The following is a 24,667-nucleotide window of genomic DNA, read 5'->3' as shown; positions in this document are numbered from 1 at the left end:
AATCGGAATATTTCCAAAAATTACTGGAAATACTCCTAAATATAATTTTTTGTTGTAATTTTGAGCTTGTTTATGAGGAGCTAGTATGCCACACCAACGATTTGCAATTATAGACGTTGAAACCACCGGAAAAGGAATTACCGGCAATCGGATTACCGAGATCTGTATCGTACTGTTACAGCAAGGAGAAATTATAGATAAATTTACCACACTGGTCAACCCACAATGTACCATATCTCCATTTATTACAGGATTGACGGGCATTGATAATGACATGGTACGCGATGCACCTACCTTTCCGGAAATTGCAGAACAAATTATAAGCATGACTACGGACGCTGTTTTTGTAGCGCATAATGTCAATTTTGATTACAATGTTATCCGTGGGGAATTTAAAAGTTTAGGATATACCTACACGCGCAAAAAATTATGTACGGTACGCTTATCCCGAAAATTAGTGCCAGGCTTGCTATCCTATAGTTTAGGGAAATTATGCAGAGCATTAGATATCCCTCTAGTAGATCGCCATAGGGCAGAGGGCGATACCGATGCAACGGTCCAACTTTTTCAATATTTATTAGCATTAGATGAAGGTCAAAAGACCATTCAACAGTTCATCAATGCACGCTCTAAGCAAGCTACGTTGCCGCCACACCTAGACCCTACAGCTATAGAGAATTTACCTGAAACCACCGGAATTTATCTGTTTAAAGACCAGCAGGGCAAAATCATCTATGTAGGCAAAGCCAAAAATATTAAACAACGGGTCATTAGTCATTTTTACGATAAAAAGAATCGCGAATATGCCTTAGGGCAAAGTACACACGATATAGATTTTGAAACCACCGGTAATGAACTCGTCGCCTTATTAGTAGAAGCCGATAAAATACAGCAACACTACCCGAAGTATAATGTAGCGCAGAAAAGACCGGTACATATGTTTCGCATTATTCGATATACCAATCGCAAAGGGGTTATTCAGTTGGCTATCGATCGATCGCGCAGTTCGGCACAAGAAACCCTGGATGTATTTTATACTCGGGCTGAAGCACAAGCTTGCCTGGAGGAATTATGCATCAAGTATCAATTATGCCCTCGATATTGCGGGTTACAAAGTACCTTAGAACAATGCTCGCATTACAAAATAAAAACGTGTAAGGGTATTTGTACTAATAAAGAGTCTGTAGCTTTGTATAACATTCGGGTACAACAAGCGCTTCAAGAGTTGCACGAGCAAAAAGAAACCTATGTGATTCGCGAAAAAGGTAGGGCGCAAGAGGAGCAAAGTTTTGTGCTTATACAAGAAGGTATTTATAAAGGCTATGGCTATGTTACGGATGAAGATCAACTGACTTCTATAACCGCTTGCGAAGATTTTTTAATCCCGCAGCAGCACACCTATCATACTACTAAGATCATCAAAGGCTATCTCAAAAAGTATGGGGAACGCAATGTGGTGTATGAAAGTTAGTTAAGACTAGGTAGCAGGAGTGAGAATCTGTTAGATAGTCAATCGACTTTTCACTATTAGATGTTCCAATTCCGAAATAGGATGGTAGTAGTTAGGAGTAAAGATTCACCAGCCACAAACCAATAAGTAATGACTAGAAACCACCAACTACCAACTAAGAACTACCAACTACAAAAACTAATACGCATATTCTTTGAGCTTCTCTAACGTGGTGTACTGCAATGCTTTTTGATGTGTTGCTGCAAGGACTACTTTAGGAGCTTTACCAGCTTTTTCTGCCTCAATCCATCGCGAAACACACAAACACCAGGAGTCACCTGGTTGTAGCCCTGGAAATTGCCATTGTGGAATGGGAGTGGTTAAATCATTACCGCGGGATTTAGTGTACTCTAAAAAAGCAGCGGTAACCACAGCGCATACGACGTGTGTACCAGTATCCTGCGGCATGGTCCGGCAATACCCATCTCTAAAATATCCTGTCATGGGAGTGGTACAACAGGGTAGTAATGGGTTTCCAAAAACATTCTTTTCCGTACTATGCTTTTCTTCAGAAGGCGGAGTAGTACTCATATGGTAGAAATATCAATGGAGTCTACGTGCGGATACTGCTGATCATATTCTGCTTTAAGCCGTTGTAGTTTTTTAAAGAAAGCCTCATTTTCACGATGTGTTCTGTTGTTTTTAAATAAAACGAACTTTCCTTGCGCATGGATACTCACCGCTGGCGTATGATACATATAAAACTGATAGTAGGGGACTACCCAGGTAAAATTCCGCAATCCTTTGGTTATAGATAGTAAAATTCCCTTGGGACGCAGTTCAATATTACCATAGTTTAAATCCGAAACGGTATTAAGTACTTGGCGCATGCTAGGGCTCACTTTATCAATAATCATTCGCTTGGAGCCAATACCGCCCATTCTTATATTTTGCAAGAAGCTGAACGGTTTTCCTACCAAATCGTTAATCAATTCCTTATTTTCCTTACTGCTATATGTAGTTTCTAATATCATAACAGATTAAAGATACAAATTGTTTAACCATATTCAATATTCATTAAACAAACATTAACACTAGGGAGTCAGGAGTTAGGAGTTAGGAGTTAAAAACTAAGAGTTAAAAACTAATAATTAAGAACTACAAACTAAGAACTACAAACTAAGAACTACGTACCAAGAACTACGAACTCACAGACTCAGTCCAAAACATCCATTGACCCCCTTCAAAGGGGGGAAGAAGTACCTGATTTTAATAGAATATGATTACTTCTAATCAATATGTTTTTTAGACTTTTTGAGTACGTTAACGTCCTAGAAATGAATATATAAAAGCGAAGTAAACTGAATAATACTGTCATATCGAGTCCTTCGGCGGGCTCAGCTCAGGACAGGCTTAGTCGAGATGTGACACTGTTTGTAACAATTCCAAGCTCACTGCCTCACATATTCACGAACTAATAACTAGGTCTCGATACAAGCTGCTATGCAGCCCACTCGACCTGACATCACGTTTTTCAATTTAAAGCACACTGTCACATCGAGTGATTTTTGGGTATCAAAAATTGTATCGAGATGCTACCATACCTATGGCTATAAAACAGGTCTCGATACGATACTTACATTTCGGACCCCTCGACCTGACATCACGTTTTTCAATTTGAAGCACACTGTCACATCGAGTGATTTTTGGGTAACAAAAATTGTATCGAGATGCTACCATACCTATGGCTATCAAACAAGTCTAGATAAGATCCTTACATTTCGGACCACTCAACCTGACAACTAAAACCTAAAATCCATTTTCAATAAAAAATATCTGGGCAGCAATCGATATTCAGTGCGTAATTCACTGGTGTCGCCAATGTAGAAATTAGCATAGGTATCGGTATTCCAGATATTCTGCGCAGTAAATTTTAGGGTAAGCGTATTTTTTTTGATGGTATATTGGGCATTGAAATCGCTAAAATAGAATACCCGATTATCTTTAGCTAAATTGCCAAAGTAATATCTTTCATTGGTTAAAGAGAATTTTAGTTTTTTTGAAAAATCTAAGGTAACATCCAAAAATGATTCGTTATTAAGGTTTGTATTTGTAGTATTGATTTCGACAATGGAATTCATCCACTTGGTTCCTATATGAAAATTAAACATACCATTAAAGACCGATCTTAACTCCATACCATAGGTATATGTACTGGTTGTAATTTTTCTAAGTTCTGAATTGTTGACAATATTCTCAAAGTTAGTGCTTGACACCCCTCCGTTTACTTTGATATTGGATGATAGTTTATTTATAAACTTGTCAATGTTAACGCTCAATGAATAAAAGTCCTTGTCATTTAGAATTATGGTTTCATTGAGAGAAAAATTTTGACGTATAAGACTGTTACTGCTGGTATAATTATCATCTTTCTGATATAGGAAAGAAGCATTTATAAGAAATTCATCATCCCAATTGCCATAGGTGTAATTTGATAAAAACAAGGAACCATTTAACTGGTCAAAATTGCCAGTTCCCCTTTTGAAGCTTCTGAAATCTGTGAGAATATAGTTGCTATATAGTTGATTAAGCGAAAAATTCGTAGTCGTATATCTATATAGCGCTGTAAGTTTATTTCGTTCATTTAATGACCAGTTAATACCTATAGTAGGAATTGTATAAAATGGATTTTCAGTAGAACGCTCTCCCTCTTGTTTTACGGTACTTATGATTTGATGAGTTTCTAAGGTAAGTGATAATTTTAATTTTCCCAAAGCATATCTATATCTAAAATTAGCATAAATATCATCTAGTAAAAATTCAAGGTCATTAGAAAATTCTTCACCCGCATTCCTTACCTCATTATTGGTATCTAAAAATAGGAAATCACTATGTAGATCATTCTTACTATTGGAGTATCCAAATTTTAAATCAATATTGGTTTTGTCTCCAGAAATTACATAATTACCTTCAATCCCTAAAAAATGAAGATTATTTGTTGATTTTTGAAGTACTCCATTTATGTCGTCTGAATTCGAAAAAAGTTCATCAAAAATATAGGTGTCTGTTTGATAAATTTGAGGTTTGCTATCGTATATATAACGACCAGTTAAAAGAAAAGCCTTATGATCACTATTTCTATGGGTATAGGTAAACCTTTGATCAAAAAACCTGGATTCATTTTGTAACTCTTCATTGATTGCCTCTTCATTAAAAATTAAATTTGAAAAACTGTCGGTATTGCCAATTTGATATTTACCTGTATAGGCTAACCGTGATCTCTTTGATAAATCACTGATAACATCCCATTTGCCAAATCCGTTGATAGATTTTCGCTTTACTTCGCGATCTTCAGTATTGATAAAGCTATCTTCACCGATTAGATAATTAGACGTGAGATTACTAAAAAAGTCGTTTTCATCACTATTAAAAAAAGCAAGGCCTTTAATTTTAAGCTTATCTGAAGGATTATATATACCATTAATGGATGCAAACTCTGCATTATTGAAATTTATTCGATTATCTTTTAGATTAGGTCTAAAAGTTCCAATATCAGTAAATTCTATTGCTTGTTGATCATCACCTATATAAGTTATTCCGCCAAATAGACCCGGATTGAGTAAAGCATAAATATCCCCAGTAGGATCAACCCCTGTATTGTTAAGGTTTCCAAATAAATAGTATTTAGTTTTTTTATTGAAGGAGATTAGGTTTAATCGGTTTTCGTAAAACTGTCTAGTACCTAGCCCCAAACTTGCATTACCAAAAAGCGTTGATTTTCTACCCTCCTTTATGGTTAAATTTAGAGCCACCTTATCACTATCTTCAATACCTTTGAGTAAAGGATTGTCTGAGAAATTTTCCAATACCTCTACCTTACTGATAACTTCGGAGTTTAAATTTTTTGTCAATAGTTTATACCCTTTTTCAAAAAGGTCATCACCCTCTACCATAACCTTTTCTATAGATTTACCTTGTACAGTGATATTTCCTTCCTCACTTACCTTTATCCCAGGAAGTTTTTTAAGCAAATCCTCAACTACATCTTCAGTTCCATCTGTAAAACTGCTTGCATTAAATACTATGGTGTCCCTTTTAACAGTAATTGGAGCATCCGATTGAATAATAACCTCTTCCAATGCAAAAGGCTCATTGTATAATTGTATCGATTCTTTTATAATTGTTCCCGAAGCGGTTAAGTTAAGTTGAAGTTCTTTAGGCGTATATCCCAATGCACTAATTCGTAATACTAATTGGCCAATGTTGTCTGATTCAATACGAAAATCTCCATTTTGGTCGGTATAGTCATATGCCAAAATTGTGTTGGTCGAATTCGTTTGTAAGAGTACATTTGCAGAGATAATGGGTTGCCCAATACTATCAGTTACTTTTCCTTTGATTATAGATTGTGAAAAGGTGATGTGCGTGGTAAATAAGAAAAGTATGTACAAAACATAAGTTCGGTTCATATTTTTAGAGCAAATCATAAATAAGAATCTGTGTGGTGAAAGTGTGATATTAAATAAGTTATTGTTCGAATTCAAACGAATTCTCTAAATAGTTTTCTTGGCTGCTATCTAATGTAGCGTTAACACCTCTAGGTAATTTAGACTTAAAGGTTTTAACAATGGTATTCAATAACTCTTTCCTTACCGCTACAAAATCCTTAAGCGATATTTTCTCTCCTTCGAGCGTTGCCGTGTTTACAGTAATAGGATATGGTATAGTCACCTTTTTTACAGCAAAATAAATTTCTCCGGTTTCATCTCTCGCTTCTAAAATTGCACCTGGTAAACCTTGTAGTTTCCAAGGTCCAATCGGTAAGGGAATCTGATTGGTATACCAAACCGTATAGTTTCTTCCTCTAAAACTACAGTTAGCTTTAGAACAAAGAAAATTGCCAATTTTCTTTTGTTCGTTCAGCAATTTCCAATTTATTTTGGCAATCTTTTCATTAATCAGATACGTTTTACCTTTTATCCATAGTGTTCTTGTTACTATTGAATCTTTACTGAAATCTGTGATGTTTATGGTGCCAATGCTATCTTTAATCTCTACATCAAAGGAAATGTTACCAAAATCATCTTTACTTGCCGAGGATTGATCCGCAGTATCATTCCAGTAAAAAATGGACTTTGATTGATTGAATATGAGATCAGATGAGTATTTTTTTATTTTATTAAGATTATAATCAAAATTATACTCAATTTTTCCTTGAAAATCCGATTGCTGGGCTGTCATTGAAGTTACTAGTAACCAGAAAAAGGAGTGTAATACTATTGCTTTTTTCACTTTTAAAATAATGTTAGACGGGTAAATATAGTTTTTTAGTTTTTATTTATTCCATTATTTTCTTCAACTCCTTGACAAAACCAGACGCGGCTTGTACCGCTCCAGCTCCTGCTTCCTCGCACGTATCAGCTGTTACGCTAAAACTAGCAGAAACACCGTTATATGAAACTTCTACAGAAACCGTACATTGACCAGTTTCTAAATAATCAATAACTACAGTATCTACTTTTAGGTCTATAAGTTGATTATTTAACTCTGCTTCAAAATATGATTCCGTACAAGCTGACTTACTATTATCTATGGCAAATGCTTGTTGTGATGTAAAAATTGTTAATGCTACTGTGATGATTAAAATTACTTTTTTCATGATTTTAAATTTTAGATTATTAATAATTGTATTTACCCGTCTTCAGGTTTTTTTACCTCATTATTTCATTGATTAAACCGTCTACTGCTGCTCCAATCCCAGCTTCTGCTTCTTCACAAGTATCGGCTGTGATACTCATTCCAAAACCAATTATTCCGGCTTCTGTTGGGATGTATACCTTAAAAGATAGTGTACAGGAATAGTCATTTTCGAGAGTTTTGTTTATGTAACTTATTGTGGTGTTATTGCGGATTTCATCCTTGTCAATAGTTCTTAATAAGCTGTCAGAATTATTTGCCATCAAATGATTTGAGGAAAAAATTATGAGCAACACCCAGATTATTGTTTTCATACTATTTTATTGTTATTTTAGTTTACACCTACTCTGTTAAAGGCTTTTCGGTTATCGCCTGTATTGCGCAATGTCAGCCCCCTATCCTCAAAGTGGGAATTCAGTGGCCAATGTTTTTATATTGTTGTTTTCTATCCTTCATTTGAAAAGCTGACTCTCTTTTTTTAACTATAGGAATTATCCAGAGACTCACTAACTCAAAAACTCCCCAACTCAAGGACTATAAAAAAACATAAGTAGGCGTTCACGGTGGGTCTGCTTGTATACAGACCGGCATTAGGGGGTAATCAAAGGGGTCTCAACCAACAGTGAACCCTTTCGAAGCCTTAGGTTAATCCTTCGAATGCTTACTACAAAGGGTATAACCCCTTAACACTAGGCCTCCCAGGCCTACAGTAAAGCCTGTAATGCTTACCTAATGGGGTCTAGGGGGTATCCAAATGGCCCTCTGACCCTAAAATCAATGCTTCGAAGCCTTACTTTAATCCTTAGAAGCACTTCAGTAAGCCCTCTACCCATTGTCATTAGGGGTAGAGGGGGTTATGATTACCCCTTAGATTATTGTTCTATATCATTCTCCTCTTGCGCTAACACCGGGCTACTTTTGCTAAAAAGCACTTTCATATCCTCGTAGACTGATTTAGCACCCGGTTCATTCTCTCCTGCTAAAAAGCGTAGCATACGATAAAAGCTTAAGGCATTGTTATAATTGTCGTGATCCAGCAAGGTTTTGGTGTCCACAAGTTGTGTAGACAAACTTTCTAAGAGTTGCACTCGGTTTTCTACCTGTTGGCGGGCTGTGTAGTCGCGGTCAAATTCTGATTTGTCAACAAAGCGAGGTATCCAATCCGGATGTTGCTCCATATAGTTTTTGGCTTTGTCTACAATCAGTTTGTTTTGATTGGCAATACGTCCGTATTGCCTGCGTTGGTCTGGGGTGAGGTTAACGGTCTTACCCGTTAATATTTGGCGGATGCCTAATAAGTGACTATCTAATTGTGTTAATTCTTCTTCCGTAAAGCTTATGCTTATTAAATTTTCTAATGCCATGTTGTATTAAAATTTAAGGTGATTAAAATCCCAAAACTGAATTTATCGAAGTGCACTTGTGGTTTTGGATTGGGTCAAAGATAGGGGCAGATAAATGGGCTTTACAAAGGTTGCTAGTCGAGATTCTAGAATTATGGGGTCGTAATTCTAGAATCTCGATTCATTTTTTAATCTATCTTCCCTAACTGATATTCAGAATAATTTTAACATTATATTTGTACTTTAAGATCTTAAACAGAAGACCTGTATTTATGTTCAACAATACTGTTTTATCAACGACTATTTTTCTAATTACATTAGTTTCAAACCTATTTGGGCAAACATCTAATTATAAAACAGTACCAGATTCTTTAAAGACAAAGTCATTTGATTACTTATCTGAAAAATTTAGAAATAGTAACGAAAAGCAAAATATTGAGCTCTACTCAAGAGCTTATTTAGAAAAAGCAAAAAAAACTGGTGATAAGGAAAGAATGATCACCGGACTTTTACAGCGGGGTAGCTACTATTACATTATTAGAGACTTTCCGGCAGCTATAGATTATCACGTAAAAGGCTATGAACTGGCAAAAGGCATAAAAGACCAAAATTATTTAAACAGAGTAAACCATAATATAGGGGCAATTAGGGTTAGATCCGGTGAGTATAAAAAAGCTTTGGAAGCATTTAAAATTACTTTAGACCATTATCAAAATAATCCAGAGAAAATAATTGAAGAACAAAACAATTATCATGTTACTTTATTTTCAATAGCCAATGCTTATAGAAGATTAAAAATGCCTGACTCTGCTTTTTATTTTACAAAAATTGGTTTAGATAATTTAAAAGAGAAAAACCTTAACTACTATAATTATTTATTGACAAATACGATCCTTAAAATAAAATTCAATCATGATAAACAAGATTTTTTAAATAAAAGACTTGACTCAATTATTCAATTCTATTCCAAAAACAAGAAACGCACTGATCCTAATATTGCGTTTGCTTATTTCTATCTAGGAAAACTGCTTTTGAAACAAAATGATACCATAAAAGCAATTGCTAATTTCAAAAAGATAGACTCTCTATTTAAAGTTCATAATGATATCCACCCTGAATTAAGACCAACGTATGAATATTTAATCAACTTTAATAAAAGAAATGGTAACATTAAAAATGAATTAAAATATGTGAAAACTCTTTTAAAAGTTGATAGCACCTTAAACGAAAACTATAGACATCTTGACACAAAAATATATAAGGAATACGAGACACCAAGGTTGATCGAACAGAAAAATAAACTGATTAGTTTAATGCAACAAAAAAGCAATGTAGCTACCATAATCATAGTGTCACTTTCCATTATCTTATTTTTGTCTATCATTCTTATCGCTTTCAACTATAGAAAAAGGAGGATATACCACCAAAGATATATTGAACTTATCGAGAAAAATAAAAAGCTTCAATTAACAAATGAGGATCGAGAACAAGCAAATACTAAAAAAAATGAAAGCACCTCTAACTTACTATCTTCAATACCTGAAGAAATAGTAAGTAAGGTAAAAGATGAAATCAAAAAGTTTATAGAAGAGAAGAAGTTTACGGATTGTAATCTTACATCTACCACATTAGCCAGTAAATTTGGAACAAATACTAAGTACCTATCTTTAATTATCAAATCTGAGACTGGAAAAACCTTCACGAAATTCCTTAATGACTTAAGAATTGAATATGCATTAAAGAAAATTCAAAATGATAGTACATTTCGCAAATTTACGATTCAAGCCATAGCCGAAGAATGTGGATTTAATACAGCTGAAGTGTTTTCAAAACACTTCTTTAAAAAAACAGGCATATACCCATCTTACTTTATTAAAAAGCTAAAGGAAGACCTATAATTATTAATCGATATTCTAGAATATCGATTAATTCAATTGTATTTAATATCTTCACAATCCTATATTTGTTGAAAATTAGAATTCACTAAAACTCATTATTCAATGAAATCAAACAAATTAAAACTGGAAAAGTTTCAAATCACTAAACTCAATAACTTAAGTTTAATTAAAGGAGGAAATAACAGTATTAACAATATGACTACCACTACAGATACTGATGGCGGAGGTGGTGGAGGCGGTGGCCAAACTGATGACAGCCTGGTTAAAACATATGAAGACAATGGTCAATAGTAATTAAATTTTACTGATACTTAAAAGCCTTATTCTTTAAGGCTTTTCTTATTTAAGTTTTATGAAGCACTTTTTATTTTCTTTTTTTATTTTAAGCTTACTATATTCTTGTAACAAACAAACAAAAATTATTGTTGTTGATAGAATAGTTGCAGTTACCAAAGAAAAACAGGACGATATTGGTCCTGATTGGCATTTCAAAGATATGGTGGATGATACTCTTGCTGGTATCAGTCTACAAAAAGCATACAATGAACTGCTAAAAGATAAACAAGGAGATACCGTTATTGTAGCCGTCATTGATACGGAGACGGATATCAACCATGAAGATTTAGTAGGTAGTTTTTGGGTAAATCAAAAAGAAATACCAGATAATAATATCGATGACGATAATAACGGATATGTGGATGATATCCATGGTTGGAATTTTTTAGGCAATGCCAAAGGAGAAAATGTAATCTTTTCTAATTATGAGGTAATCCGTATACTTCGTAAGTATGATTCACTTTTTTATCAAAAAACAGAAGCAGATATTGATCCAGCCCTACTAGCAGAATTCCAGCTTTACCAAAAAGCATTAAGCGAAAAACAAGAAATAAAAGTTGGAGTAGAAAACTTAAAAAAGAGAGCAGAAGTGCTGTTAAATAGAGTGCGCAACGCTACTTCATTTTTTGATTCTATCTATGGGCCAGATGCTAATAAAGAAGCTTTAATAAAGTCTTATCAACCTGTTGATAGTATGACCGAAAAATTGAAAAAGGATAAATTACTATTCTTAAAAGGGGGATTAACTGATGACCTACTATTAACCCTAATCGAGCAGCAAGAAGGACTCTTAACTAAAAGTCTCGATCCTCAATATAATGAAAGAACGATTACGGGTGATGACCCCTATAACATAGGAGATAAAAACTACGGTAACAACAATGTTTCTGGAAATCTTAAAGAACTATATCATGGAACCTTGGTTTCTGGAATTTTGTCTGCTAACAGAAATGATACTATTGGTGTAAAGGGAATATCGGACCATATTTTACTGATGCCTCTGGCAATTTCCGCTAATGGTGATGAACATGATAAAGATATTGCACTTGCCATACGTTATGCCGTTGATAACGGAGCTGATATTATTAATATGAGTTCTGGTAAATCATATTCTTTAAATCAACAATGGGTACAAGATGCGGTTAGGTATGCCGCAGATAATGATGTGTTATTTGTTACTTCCGCAGGTAATGATAACTTAGATTTAGATACTGATAAACATTCATATTATCCAAATGACAATGTAGATAACGAGACTGAAATCAGTGATAGTTTCATTATGGTTGGTGCATCAACTTCGTATCCTAATGAAAGGTTTCTATTCAGTTCTTCCAATTATGGTAAGAACAATGTTGATATTTTTGCCCCAGGTGTGGGAATTAAGACTACGATACCTTTTCATAAATATCGGTTAGCAAATGCAACTTCAGTTGCTACGCCAATTGTTGCTGGAGTAGCTGCCTTATTAAAATCCTATTATCCTGAGTTCACTGCAGCCGAGATAAAAGATATTTTATTACAATCAGGCACTACTTACCAGGTGGAGGTTGAAATCGAACAAGAGGACGGAACTACTAAAACAGTTCCCTTCTCAGAGCTGTCCAAATCCGGTAAAGTGGTGAATGCCTATAACGCCTTACTGATGGCAGAACAACTTTCTAAAAATTAAAAAACTCAAAGGCTCAAAGATTCAAAGACTCAAATATTAAAAGACCAGGAATAAAGAGAGCATTAGATGATTATCGATGGCAAATAGGCAACTAGCCACTAGTTACTGTGTGTTGTGAACTATAAACCTTAAACTACGAATTACAAACCACGAACTACTAACTCACATACTCAAAGACTCAAAGATCAATTGCTATTAACTATCAACTACCATCTACAAACAAAAGCAGCTGCCGAGGTTGTTTTTTAGTGAGTAGTTCCGGTTGTTTTGTGGATAACAAATAATTAGTATATTAGCTGTAACGTAAAATGTATAACCCCATATTCAGAGGAAAATTTCCTTCTGGTTATGGGGATTTTTATTTTTAAACCAACTTAAGTTTCACATGAAAAAACTACTACTCACCTTATGGTTACTAAGCTTCTTTAATTTTGTCTCAGCTCAGGAAAACCCAACGCTAGGAGTCGGACTCGAATCATTGACTATGAAAAAGGGAACAATTGATGTCGAGGTATTAACTGAAATTATATCGGATAAGCAAAAAGAGCTCAAAGAAGAAGCCTTAAAGCGATTTATGCTAAAGCTATTTCCTGAAACAAACTATACTACAAAATATTATATACAGAATAGCATGAACTTGCTGCTTAACGAGAAAAATCCTGAAGTTATAGAGAAGGAAATCTTAGAATTAACTACTAATTATGCGTTAGCATTGGGCACTGCGTATGCACTATATAGGAAAAAAAGAGATACACTGGATTTAAGTAATAATATTCTTGAAAAAGTAAACTATTCTGCATATGAACAGAAAACAGGAATATATCAAAAGAATGAAATAAGAAAATACAAAAAATTATTGGATGAGAATAGAGCCGGATTATTTAAATCGAATCTTTTACGCCAAGAATTTGAGGTTTATAGGCTAAAAAAAGACTTGATGAACAATAAGAATAGAGAATTATTTATTTCTAAAATCGATTCTTTAAAAGTTTCTAATGAAGAATATGATAAAAAAAGTAAACGTTTATACAAGATTAAACAGCGCAGAGGAATTGATGAAGCTAATGAAACATATAATAGAATTAAAGATCTGGCCTTTAAGATAAGAGAGCAAATAGGAAAACTCGAATCCAATAATAAGGAGGAGTTATATGATTTGTTAGAAAAGCTTAAAATTCAGGAGTTATATAAAAAGGTTGAAAAGAAAAATGAAAATACGGATTCGTTAATTAGATTACTAAATGAGTTTAGAGTAGATAATATACTAAAAAGAGATGAGAAAAATATACCTAATCAGAAAATTGACCTTCCTTTTGAGCTAGTTGTTGATGTAACAAGTTCTGCATTATCAGAGATAAAAGAATTAAGGGGTAAAGGCTTTTTTAAAAATAAAATAGATTATAGGAATGGTAATTTTTATAAATCTTTATCTAGCACAGATGCAGGACTAAAATTAAAAATCGATTTGGATTCTTTACATATTCGTGTAAAAGAAAAAGTTGAACCCTATGTGTTATATTATGATGTCATTAAAGAATTAATCAAAGAAACCAATTTCTCAGATAAAAAGTCAGACGAAATTATAGATGAACTAAAAAACAGAGTTATAAACATACTTTCTAGTGACCTTTCTTCTTTGTCCAATTTGAATGATACATCCCTTAAAACCTTTCTAACCAACATAGATAACCGAAATCAACTTATCGATGTTTTTGAAAAAATTATAAGTTTAAAAAATCAATTTAAGGTTATTGGTAATACTGGTAGTTTTCAAATTGAATTTTTAAATAAATTACAAAATAATCTAATAGCTATTGATGAGTATAATAAAATATATACAAACTCTAATAGTTTGAAACCATTAATTGATGAAGACTATAATTCATTAAATGAATTATCAGACGTGCCTTTAGGTTTATTGAACTACCTAATAATAGAAACTAAAGAAATTCCCGATACGGGAAGTATAAAAGCTCAGGCAAAATTTATAAATGATCAAATCAGTCAGATTAAGAGAACTAAGGAAATAGAAGATTTTAAAAAAATCTACCAAATTATCAACAATTCATTTAATGAAATAAAAGATTCTTCACCGGAAATTGAACCTCTTAGTACATATTTAAATATAAGTTTAAATATTGATACTTTATCTGCTTTAAATAAAAGAATTCAAGATGTTAAAGATAAGATTAAGACTTATCAGGAAAAATTTCCAAAGACAAAAATTGAAGAAACAATTAAAGAGAATTTAAAATTTATCATTGAAGATAAGAATTTTATAAACAACTCTATTCAAGAATTGTCTAATGAGATTTTGAATGGTAAAATTAAATTTAAGGATTCAGTAATAAAGGATGCCACTACTGTTAATAGAACTACAAAATTGATAACAGAGTTATATGCTCGAATGAACAAGATACGACTCACTAATAATTTTACATTATTGGATATTAATTATATGGATACTACTCTTAAAGAAATACTTATAGAGTTAGAAATTAAAGATCCTTTTGATAATAATGAGTTTAATGAGTATCTCAAAGATTTTGCAATAAAGGTTACACCACTTTTAAAAATCAAAAAATTACAAACAATTAATAAATTAGGAAAGTATGACAAAAGCTTACTTACTCTTTTTGAATTTATTGGAAATTTAAACAACCTCGATAAAGCAGAAACCTTTAAAAGCATTGTAGATATGATACGTACCGGTAGTGAAGAAGTAGAAGCAAACCTGCCGGATACTAAATTTAAAGAGAGCTATCTGTTATTTATCAATGCCATGAAAAAATATACGTTGATCAATGTTAATGAAAACTATGTAGAGGTAGATGTAGCCTCCTTCTTGACCGATTTAGAAGTATATTTTAACAGAAATGATGCCTCCAGGTTTTCATTGTATTTATCTTTAGGTCTTAATCAAAACTTATTTTTTGCCGGAGATACAGAATTTCCAGGGATAGAGGAGAGGATCAATAATATTGGTTTTGCCTCAGAGAAGCTTGGTCTGCGGCTAAGGCTACACAGTTTTAAACGATATGGTGGCTATGAGAATGTAATCAAAGATGATATCTATCTTAATAAAAACGCACCTTTTATTAATGATTGGTATGCTATTGTTTACGGTTCTGGCTTATTATATTCCCTGGCGAATACCTCTACTAATGAAAATTTTGATTTTACCCATATCGGTATCGGTACCGGTTTTAGATTCTACAATGCGTTAGATATCAACTTTATGGTCGGTTTTCCTTTTATCAAGGATAAAAACTTTGGGGATAAGGCCTTTGTAGGAATGGGATTTGATATCCCTTTAGGAGAGTACCTTGAAAAATTAGGGAATAAATAATGGATTCAATATCAAAAAATAAAAACGATACAAACTATCCCTATTAAAAGGTTCTTAAACGCTATATCAACCTCCCCGGTAGCAAAAAGCAACTGCTGGGGAGTCATTCTTGGGTAGTTGTTGCGTTTTCCGTATCTTTAATCGCATAAAATATACCCCAACTATATTTTAAAACCTGGCGTAACGTAGCCACAGCGTCGTAAGTGTATATGTACAAACACAAAACACCTATACGATGAAAACAACAACACAAACACTTTTTACCACAGTACTTTTCCTATTGGGCAGTATGCTGCTCCAGGCACAAGCACCTTTTTCTACCTTAGTTAAAGAACCACGCTTTGTTAAAAAACAAACCACTGACGATAACAAAACGGTTTATAAAGCCGTCGATAGCGCAACGGTGTCCAAATACCTAACGCAATCCGAAACCGAAAAATCCGATACAGATACCATAGTCAATACTCAGAAGGATGAAATTGATTTCTTTGGCAAGAACTCCTTGTCCTTTTCCATCCTCAGCAAAGGTGAAAACAGAGCCTCCATCAGCGCGCAGGTAATTCATTACAAACTCTATGTAGCCGATCCCAGTGATGCCAATACCTATGCCACACATCGCTACAACATACCGTTGCTACTGATCTCTAAACTCTCCTCATCGTATGATACCATCAATTCCTCTAGTGCGATTGATGTATTGGACTATGAAGCTGCACCGGTAACCCTGCGGGTGATGCCTTCTTTTAAAGTAAAGTTTGACAATTACAAAGACGAGTTTCTGTTTGGGATGTATGCTGATATGCGCGGCTTAAATATCTACAACCAGCAATCCACGGACTATGATGTAGAGGTGATCGGCTCCGGCGGTATTGGATTTACCTATCGCGGTAGTGGAGAGGCAGGGACTTATAACGAAAAAGGGGAAGATTACTCCACCGGTAAGTATCAAATCTCCGTGATGCTACAGGGCGCAATTGGTAAAAAGGAGGTGATCGGCAGACTGTTTAATACCGATGAAAATTATACTACCTCCATACAGAGTTATTTTTTGTTTAACGTTGCTAAAAACAGCAAAATGAACCTCAAAATTGGCTACCAATATTTCTTTGATCGCACCCTGGCAGGTGACCGCTCTAATTTTTCCATCGCTTTGGGGATATAAAAGTAAAAAACGCCGATATGCCCTTTAATTGACAAATCGGCGTTGTTTTTAAAATACTATAAATAATCTTATATTGCATAGGTCTTAATTATCCCCAAATAAAATATACCAACTTTGAACAAGAAAGATCTTTCAGAGGCAGATATCTCTGCTAAATACATTACACCTTCCATACTAAAAGCAGGATGGGATGAACAAACACAATTAGGACGCGAAGTTTTTTTTACAGATGGTCGGATCTACGTGAAAGGAAAACTGACTGCTAGAGGAAAGAGAAAATTTGCAGATTATATTTTATTCTATAAACCAAATGTCCCTGTTGCTATAATTGAGGCAAAGGATAATAAGCATTCAGTAAAAAGTGGAATACAACAAGCGTTAGGGTATGCTAATATTCTAGATATTCCTTGTGTGTTTAGTAGCAATGGAGATGGATTTTACTTTCACGACAAAACAGCAACAGACGGAGAAATTGAAAAAGAACTGACTTTAGACGAATTTCCAAGTCCTGAAATTCTTTGGCAGAAATACAAAAAGTACAAAGGAATTGAAACCGAAAAAGTTGAACAGATCGCCAAACAAGATTATTTTCAAGATGGATCTGGTCGTAGTCCAAGATATTACCAGCAAATTGCAGTAAATAGAACTATTGAATCAGTTGCTAAAGGTTTAGACCGAATTCTTCTGGTAATGGCAACAGGAACAGGAAAAACCTACACCGCTTTTCAAATTATTTATCGACTTTGGAAAAGTGGAGCAAAAAAGAGAATTCTATTTTTAGCGGATAGAACTGCATTAATTGACCAAACAGCTCGTGGAGATTTTAGACATTTTAAAGATGCGCTTACAATCATAAAACACAAGAGAATTGATACTGCTTACAACATTTACTTAGCATTATATCAGGGTTTATCGGATAGCAAATCAGAAGATGCTTATAAAAAATTCAGTCCTGATTTTTTCGATTTGGTCATCATAGATGAGTGCCACAGAGGCAGTGCGAAAGAAGATAGTAAATGGCGTGAGATTTTAGCTTATTTTAATCAGGCAACTCACATAGGTTTAACTGCAACACCAAAAGAAACCACAGAAGTTTCAAACATTGATTATTTCGGTGAGCCTATTTATACGTATTCGTTAAAGCAAGGAATTGATGATGGCTTCCTTGCACCTTACAAAGTTGTAAAAGTAACCCTAGACATTGATGCAGAAGGTTGGCGACCACCACAAGGTTTCTTAGATAAAAACGGTAATACTGTAGAAGATAGAATTTATAATAGAACAGATTTTGACAAAAATATTGTTGTTGAAGAAAGAAGAAAATTGGTTGCAAAAAAGATAACCGAATTCTTAAAAGGTTATGATAGATTTGCAAAAACAATAGTTTTCTGTATTGATATTGAGCACGCAGAAGGAATGCGTACCGCTTTGGCAAACGCCAATGCCGATTTATTTGCCCAAAACAATAAGTACGTAATGCAAATTACAGGCGATAATGAAGAAGGTAAACGAGAGTTGGATAGTTTTATCAACCCAAGTGAACCTTATCCAGTTATTGCGACCACTTCAAAATTAATGACTACAGGAGTCGATGCGCAAACCTGTAAACTCATTGTTTTAGATAGTAACATTGGTTCAATGACTGAATTCAAACAAATTATTGGTCGTGGAACGAGAATCAATGAAGAATATGGCAAAACCTATTTTACTATTATGGATTTTCGAAATGTAACAGATCATTTCGCAGATCCTGATTTTGATGGCGACCCAGTAATGATAAAACAAGTTGGTGAAGATGACGACTTATCTGGTGCAGAAGATGAAACCACAGAAGAAGTTATCTCAGATATAATAGACGGTGAAATTGTTGATTTTCCAGATATTGAAGGTGGTGGAGAAATTGAAGAAGACACAAGACGCGAAAAAATTCGAGTGGATGGCATTCAAGTAAAAATTGTAAATGAACGTGTACAATATTTAGGAAATGATGGTAAAATCATAACCGAAAGTTTAAAAGACTACACTAAAAATAGCGTTACCAAGCAATATCAAAGTTTAGAAAAATTCTTAAACACTTGGAACAATGCAGAAAAAAAAGAAGCAATTATCCAAGAATTAGAAGAACAAGGGATTTTCTTTGATGCTTTAAAAGATGAAGTTGGTAAAGAGTTTGACCCTTTTGATTTAATCTGTCACGTAGCTTTTGAAGCAAAACCATTGACAAGAAAAGAACGAGCAAACAACGTAAAAAAGAGAAACTATTTTACCAAATATGGAGACAAAGCTCAAGCGGTTTTAAATAGTTTGCTCGATAAATATGCAGAAGATGGTTTACTTACCATTGAAAGCACAGAAGTATTAAAATTGGACCCGTTGAATAAATTAGGTACAGCAATGGAACTCATTAAATCTTTTGGCGGTAAACCAGAATATTTAAAAGCATTAAAAGAATTAGAATCACAGTTATACAATACCACAGCATAAATGGCAAACGTAGCAGCAGTAGTAAGCAGCATAAGAAATATAATGCGTCAAGACAGAGGAATTTCTGGTGATGCACAACGATTAGAGCAATTAGGTTGGATGCTCTTTTTAAAAATTATCGACGATAAAGACCAAGAATTAGAAATCTTAAAAGACAATTATCAATCTGTAATTCCAGAGAAATTTCAATGGAGAACTTGGGCAAGCGATCCAGAAGGCATCACAGGAGAAGATTTATTAGAATTTATAGATAGCAATGCACAAAACAACAGAGGTTTGTTTGCAACGTTGAGAAATTTAACAAGCGTAACTAACCCAAAACGTGCTGCCATAGTAAAAGAAGTGTTTGATGGCTCAAACAATTATATGAAAAGCGGTTACGAAATGCGTAAAGTCATTAACAAACTCAATGAAATTGACTTTAACAATTCTGATGACAAACACATTTTTGGAAACATTTACGAAAGCATTTTACAGGAATTGCGTGATGCAGGTAATAAAGGAGAATACTATACACCAAGAGCTGTTACGCAGTTAATGACACAAATGACCGACCCAAAATTGGGCGAAAAAGTGCTTGACCCAGCAGCAGGTACAGGCGGATTTTTAACAGCAGCAATTGACCACGTTAGAGAACATTATGTAAATACAGTTGATGATGAACATACGTTGCAAAACAGTATTACAGGTTGGGAATTAAAACCTGTGGCTTATGTGTTAGGGTTAACCAATTTAATTTTACACGAAATGGATATTCCAGACTATCATTACATTGATAGTTTAAAAAAGGAATACAACAGTATTGGACGTAAAGACCAAGTAGATGTTATTTTGGCAAATCCACCTTTTGGTGCGAGTATAGCAGATGGAGTAGAAACCAACTTTCCTGCAACCTATAGATGTAAAGAATCGGCAGATTTGTTCGTGATATTGATGTTGCAATTGTTAAAACCAAAAGGACGCTGTGCCATTGTATTACCTGATGGTTCAATAACGGGTGATGGCGTAAAATCTCGAATTAGAGAAAAGTTATTGACAGATACGAATTTGCACACCATTATTCGTTTACCACAAACTACCTTTTTTCCTGCAACTGTAAGTACCAATTTATTGTTCTTTGAAAAAGGCAATAAAACCAAAGACATATGGTATTACGAGCATAAATTACCAGAAGGTCAAAAAAGTTATTCCAAAACGAAGCCCATACAATTTAATGAGTTTGAACCTTTAATAAAATGGTGGAATAACCGAGAAGAAAACGAACAAGCTTGGAAAGTAAATATAAATCAATTAGACAATTGGAATTTAGACATTAGAAATCCTTACGAGAAAGAAGAGGTAATTGAGTTCTCTAGAGATGAGTTGATTGAAAAACTTAAATCAAGTCAAAAGACTATCACTAATTTAATAAATGAGTTAGTATAATGGGTTTAAAATTTAAATATATACCACTTACATTCTTGACTGATGAAGAACAGATAAAATATCAAATAAAGAACACTATTATTCTTCGTTATCTATTTGATAAATATGAAAAAACTTGCAGGTTAGAAAATCTAATTGTGAATACACAATATGGCTATAATGCTTCTGCTTTAAAAAATGGAAAGAATAAGTTTCTACGAATAAGTGATATTACTGATGGGAAAGTTGATTGGGAAAGTGTTCCATTTTGCGATTGTAAAGATGAAGATACTTATTTGTTAAAAACAGAGGATTTATTGGTAGCAAGAACAGGTGGTACAACAGGCAAAAGTTTTATGATTTCTAATCCACCAGTAAATTCTGTATTTGCTGGCTATTTAATTCGGATGCGAGCTAATGAACAAAACAATCCTGAATTCATAAACTTATTCTTGAATAGTTACATTTACTGGTCTCAGGTAGTTTCTTTAAATAAAGGAGAGTTTAGACCAAGTGTAAATGCCACTAAACTTAAAAATTTAATACTACCAGATGTTGATATATCAATTCAAAATGAAGCTGTCAGAATATCTAATAGTGAACAAATTGAATCTTACAAAGAGTTATATAATCTGATTGAATTAACATTGTCTGAATATTCTAAATCTAAAATAATTATTGATGAAGTTCATAATCAATTTCAATATTCAGACGATTTAAAACAAGCCATTTTACAAGAAGCCATACAAGGAAAATTAACCGAAGAATGGCGAGCACAAAACCCAAACACAGAATCTGCAAGCGAATTATTAGAACGCATAAAAGCTGAAAAAGAAGAGCTAATAAAGGGTAAAAAACTTAAAAAGGAAAAACCATTACCTGCAATCACAGAAGATGAAATTCCTTTTGAAATTCCTGAAAGTTGGGTTTGGTGTAGATTGGGTGAAATATCGAAATATATTCAAAGAGGGAAATCACCAAAATATGTTGAGCATAGTAATGTTCCTGTTATTTCTCAAAAATGTGTTCAATGGGGAAGATTTGATTTTAATAAAGCTAGATTTATAAATGAAAATACATTGGATAAATATACAGAGGAAAGGTTTTTGCAAAATGGAGATTTGTTGTGGAATTCAACTGGAGATGGTACTGTTGGACGATTAATTGAATTTAAGAACGTAACTAATTATAGCAAAATGGTTGTTGATTCTCACGTCGCAATTGTTAGGCTATTGGTAGTAAAGCCAAGTTATATTCTTTATTACCTTTCAACCAAATTAGTTCAAGACAAATTAATAGTTTCGGGAAGTACGAAACAAACGGAATTAAGTAAAACAACTATAGTTAATCATTTAGTTCCAATTCCACCTTTAGAGGAACAAAAAGCCATCGTAGAAAAAGTACAAGCTTTACTACAAAAATGCAATGCTTTAGAGCAAGAAGTTACCCAAAGTGAACAACACGCCAATATGCTAATGCAAGCGGTTTTAAAAGAAGCGTTTGAGTCTAAAAATGAAAAAGAGGATGATATCATAAAAGAGCTATTACCAGATAAGGATAAATATGCTCAAGTGGCTATTGCAACATTAAAAACAGAATTATTACTAAATCGTAATTACGGTAAAGTAGAAAAGCAAAAAACAGGGTTCTTATTAAAAGCAATAAAGAAACAGCCAATTCCTTATGCTTTTGAAAATTACAATTACGGTACATTTTCCAAAGAATTATCTAATGATCTTGATCATAATCCTTACTTATTCAAAACTCATAGTGGAGAAGGAGAGGTTTATAAAATCAAACCTGATAAACATAAGGAAATAGTTGCTTTGTTAAATCAACCTGAGCATGCAGATTTTGTTAATGCTATTGAGGATATCATCAGAGTATACAAAATGCCACTTATTAAAGGAAAAACAGAACAGATAGAATTATTGAACACCGTTTGTAAATCAATCTTAGATACCCAGTCAACAGATTTGGAAACTATTTATGGATATATGGAACTCTGGATGATAAATCAAGACAACCATACTACAAAAGCAGAAAAATTCACCAAGAACAATACTAAAAAAATGCTAGATTTAGTATTAAAGCTAAATTGGGATAAAGAATTGATAAATTGAATATATGGATTCTTCCTTAATAACAGCAGATAGTTTTATACACCGTTTATCGGAAGGTAGGATGAATTCCAGTTCTTCATACACTGTTAATCAAGACGTAATTTTAAACGTGGAAAATATCACCTGGGAATTAGGTATAATAAAAAATACAATATTTACTAGAAATGTTAGTATTTATGGAGAGGTTAATTCTGGTTTGGTATTTCATAATTGTACGTTCAATGCAGGGATAATTTTTAGAGGAATAACTTCAGAAAATTATAGTCACAATATAAATGACAGCAATTCTGTAATTTCATTTTATGATTGTAAAGCAAATAATATAAGTTTCGCTGATGGTTGTAATTTGCAGAGAGGTATTACCATTTCTGAGCATTCTGTTGTTGAAAAGGTTATGTATTACAATTCTTCGCTTAAAGGTACTTTTAAGATTAGTGGCAGTGAAATATCAAATTTATTCGATATTAATCTTTCAAAAATTACTTCTTTAATCATACAGTCAAGATCCACTGTTAAGTCGTTGCGTATAAATTCATTGATAGGGGATATTTCTCTATTAAAATCAACATTTACCGATAATGTTAATCTTTGGAATGTTGAAATACAAAACAGCCTAACCTTAAACTATAATACTTTTGAAGATACATTTGAAATAAAAGCAAGTAAAATTTCAGCTTTTAATTTACACGGGGATACTTTTAAAAAAAAGGCTAGGCTTGAAAACAGATTTGATAATGCGCAGGTTAGAGAAACTTATTTGAATAAATTATATCTCACGGATGTCAATTTAATTGAAGGTTTTGAATTCGACGGCATGGGTAAGGAGTTGCTAGAATTAAAACTACCAATTACAACTAGTTTTGCAGGAGTATTACGTTTTATCGGATGGAAAATTAAGTCTACCAATATCTCTGGTATTAATCAAAATTTAAAATTGATATTTACAAATACGTTATTTGAAAAATTAACTTTTAATGATTTTTCAAATTTCGCGAACGTTACTTTTGACCAAAGCGGAGCAAATCAAGACAGCGATGAAGAAACTTTTATAATAGCAGCTAATACAGATTTCGGAAATTCTAAGTTTAATGAGTTTAATTTTAATTCTTTTGATTTCATAAACTTCAGTAATACTTCATTAAATGATATTGTAACAATAAATGTAATATGGTTTGATGAAAGTAAAATAAGAATTGATTCATTAGTCTTAAATTCTTCTAAAAGTTTTAGAAGAATAAGAGAGGTATATAGACAAATTAAACAATCATTAATATCTCAAGGTAATCAAATTGATAGTTTGGAGTTTAAAGCTAAAGAAATGAGAGCTTATAGAAATGAATTGAATGCAATCGATAAAGAGGGAGGAAAATATAGTTTGCCAGACAAAATAATAATGAAGGTAAACCAAACTAATAACTATGGTTTAAGTTGGTGGAAACCTGTTTGGATTACCTTATTATTAACGCTAGCATTTTATATCATTGAATTACCTTTGTTTTCAAAGAAAATAAATTATACTCCAGCTACTAATTGGGAGGACTTATCTACAACATTATGTGAATTCTGGAATAATTTTGACGTATACTGGCAAATGTTGAACCCAGCACGTAAATTCAGTTCAGTTTATGGGTATAACGACATAGCTTTTTTATACTTCTTAGATTTTTTGCATAGACTAATTTTAGGAATACTGATTTTTCAAATAATAAAAGGCTTTAGAAGATTTTCTAGTAAGTAAAACATGCTTATTGA

Annotated in this window: 17 protein-coding genes; 10 read left to right on the top strand and 7 right to left on the bottom strand. The window is 33.3% G+C overall.

Annotated elements, in window-relative coordinates; all coding sequences use genetic code 11:
* Positions 1–85 precede the first annotated feature (85 nt).
* Positions 86–1,471: an exonuclease domain-containing protein gene (locus tag EV197_RS11910; RefSeq protein ID WP_130286985.1), complete on the top strand. Its 1,386-nt coding sequence runs from the start codon at positions 86–88 to the stop codon at positions 1,469–1,471.
* Between the two features lie 177 nt (positions 1,472–1,648).
* Here EV197_RS11910 and EV197_RS11905 read toward each other — a convergent pair whose 3' ends face one another.
* From EV197_RS11905 to EV197_RS11875, 7 genes are all read right to left on the bottom strand, one after another.
* A complete protein-coding gene (locus EV197_RS11905) occupies positions 1,649–2,041 on the bottom strand; it encodes a DUF2237 family protein (RefSeq protein ID WP_130286984.1) in 393 nt (130 codons plus the stop codon).
* Complete coding sequence (locus EV197_RS11900) at positions 2,038–2,484, bottom strand: hypothetical protein (protein ID WP_130286983.1); 447 nt, start codon at positions 2,482–2,484, stop codon at positions 2,038–2,040. The genes EV197_RS11905 and EV197_RS11900 overlap by 4 nt, the downstream gene beginning before the upstream one ends.
* Positions 2,485–3,252: 768 nt before the next feature.
* Positions 3,253–5,919, bottom strand: coding sequence for a carboxypeptidase-like regulatory domain-containing protein (locus EV197_RS11895; RefSeq protein ID WP_165389054.1), 2,667 nt, complete (start codon positions 5,917–5,919; stop codon positions 3,253–3,255).
* A gap of 58 nt (positions 5,920–5,977) precedes the next feature.
* Positions 5,978–6,742 carry a GLPGLI family protein gene (locus EV197_RS11890; RefSeq protein WP_130286981.1) on the bottom strand — a complete coding sequence of 255 codons (765 nt, stop codon included), beginning with the start codon at positions 6,740–6,742 and terminating at the stop codon, positions 5,978–5,980.
* A gap of 46 nt (positions 6,743–6,788) precedes the next feature.
* Positions 6,789–7,109 (bottom strand): hypothetical protein, encoded by a 321-nt coding sequence (locus EV197_RS11885; protein ID WP_130286980.1) that lies wholly within the window; start codon positions 7,107–7,109, stop codon positions 6,789–6,791.
* A gap of 52 nt (positions 7,110–7,161) precedes the next feature.
* Positions 7,162–7,461 (bottom strand): hypothetical protein, encoded by a 300-nt coding sequence (locus tag EV197_RS11880; RefSeq protein ID WP_130286979.1) that lies wholly within the window; start codon positions 7,459–7,461, stop codon positions 7,162–7,164.
* Between the two features lie 558 nt (positions 7,462–8,019).
* The gene (locus tag EV197_RS11875) at positions 8,020–8,511 is read right to left on the bottom strand and encodes a hypothetical protein (RefSeq protein WP_130286978.1); all 492 of its coding nucleotides are present in this window, start codon (positions 8,509–8,511) and stop codon (positions 8,020–8,022) included.
* A gap of 251 nt (positions 8,512–8,762) precedes the next feature.
* Here EV197_RS11875 and EV197_RS11870 point away from each other — a divergent pair, with 251 nt between their 5' ends.
* The 9 genes from EV197_RS11870 to EV197_RS11830 all read left to right on the top strand — a co-directional run bounded on the left by EV197_RS11870 (position 8,763) and on the right by EV197_RS11830 (position 24,653).
* Entirely contained in the window at positions 8,763–10,388 is a 1,626-nt protein-coding gene (locus tag EV197_RS11870; protein WP_130286977.1) for an AraC family transcriptional regulator, read from the top strand.
* 102 nt (positions 10,389–10,490) lie between these two features.
* Positions 10,491–10,679 (top strand): hypothetical protein, encoded by a 189-nt coding sequence (locus EV197_RS11865; protein ID WP_130286976.1) that lies wholly within the window; start codon positions 10,491–10,493, stop codon positions 10,677–10,679.
* A 61-nt stretch (positions 10,680–10,740) separates the two neighbouring features.
* Positions 10,741–12,393 carry a S8 family serine peptidase gene (locus EV197_RS11860; RefSeq protein WP_130286975.1) on the top strand — a complete coding sequence of 551 codons (1,653 nt, stop codon included), beginning with the start codon at positions 10,741–10,743 and terminating at the stop codon, positions 12,391–12,393.
* 484 nt (positions 12,394–12,877) lie between these two features.
* Positions 12,878–15,742 carry a hypothetical protein gene (locus tag EV197_RS11855; RefSeq protein ID WP_130286974.1) on the top strand — a complete coding sequence of 955 codons (2,865 nt, stop codon included), beginning with the start codon at positions 12,878–12,880 and terminating at the stop codon, positions 15,740–15,742.
* Positions 15,743–15,977: 235 nt separating this feature from the next.
* Complete coding sequence (locus EV197_RS11850; RefSeq protein WP_130286973.1) at positions 15,978–16,904, top strand: hypothetical protein; 927 nt, start codon at positions 15,978–15,980, stop codon at positions 16,902–16,904.
* Between the two features lie 114 nt (positions 16,905–17,018).
* Positions 17,019–19,388 carry an EcoAI/FtnUII family type I restriction enzme subunit R gene (gene hsdR, locus EV197_RS11845; protein ID WP_130286972.1) on the top strand — a complete coding sequence of 790 codons (2,370 nt, stop codon included), beginning with the start codon at positions 17,019–17,021 and terminating at the stop codon, positions 19,386–19,388.
* Complete coding sequence (locus EV197_RS11840; protein WP_130286971.1) at positions 19,389–20,813, top strand: class I SAM-dependent DNA methyltransferase; 1,425 nt, start codon at positions 19,389–19,391, stop codon at positions 20,811–20,813. It abuts the gene before it with no gap.
* Complete coding sequence (locus EV197_RS11835) at positions 20,813–22,915, top strand: restriction endonuclease subunit S (protein ID WP_130286970.1); 2,103 nt, start codon at positions 20,813–20,815, stop codon at positions 22,913–22,915. The genes EV197_RS11840 and EV197_RS11835 overlap by 1 nt, the downstream gene beginning before the upstream one ends.
* A 4-nt stretch (positions 22,916–22,919) precedes the next feature.
* Positions 22,920–24,653: a hypothetical protein gene (locus tag EV197_RS11830; protein WP_130286969.1), complete on the top strand. Its 1,734-nt coding sequence runs from the start codon at positions 22,920–22,922 to the stop codon at positions 24,651–24,653.
* Positions 24,654–24,667 lie beyond the last annotated feature (14 nt).

The sequence above is a fragment of the Aquimarina brevivitae genome (assembly GCF_004216895.1).
GTDB classification, from domain to species: domain Bacteria; phylum Bacteroidota; class Bacteroidia; order Flavobacteriales; family Flavobacteriaceae; genus Aquimarina; species Aquimarina brevivitae.
The sequence above is the reverse complement of the archived record's forward strand: the minus strand, read 5'-3'. Positions and strand labels throughout refer to the sequence as shown.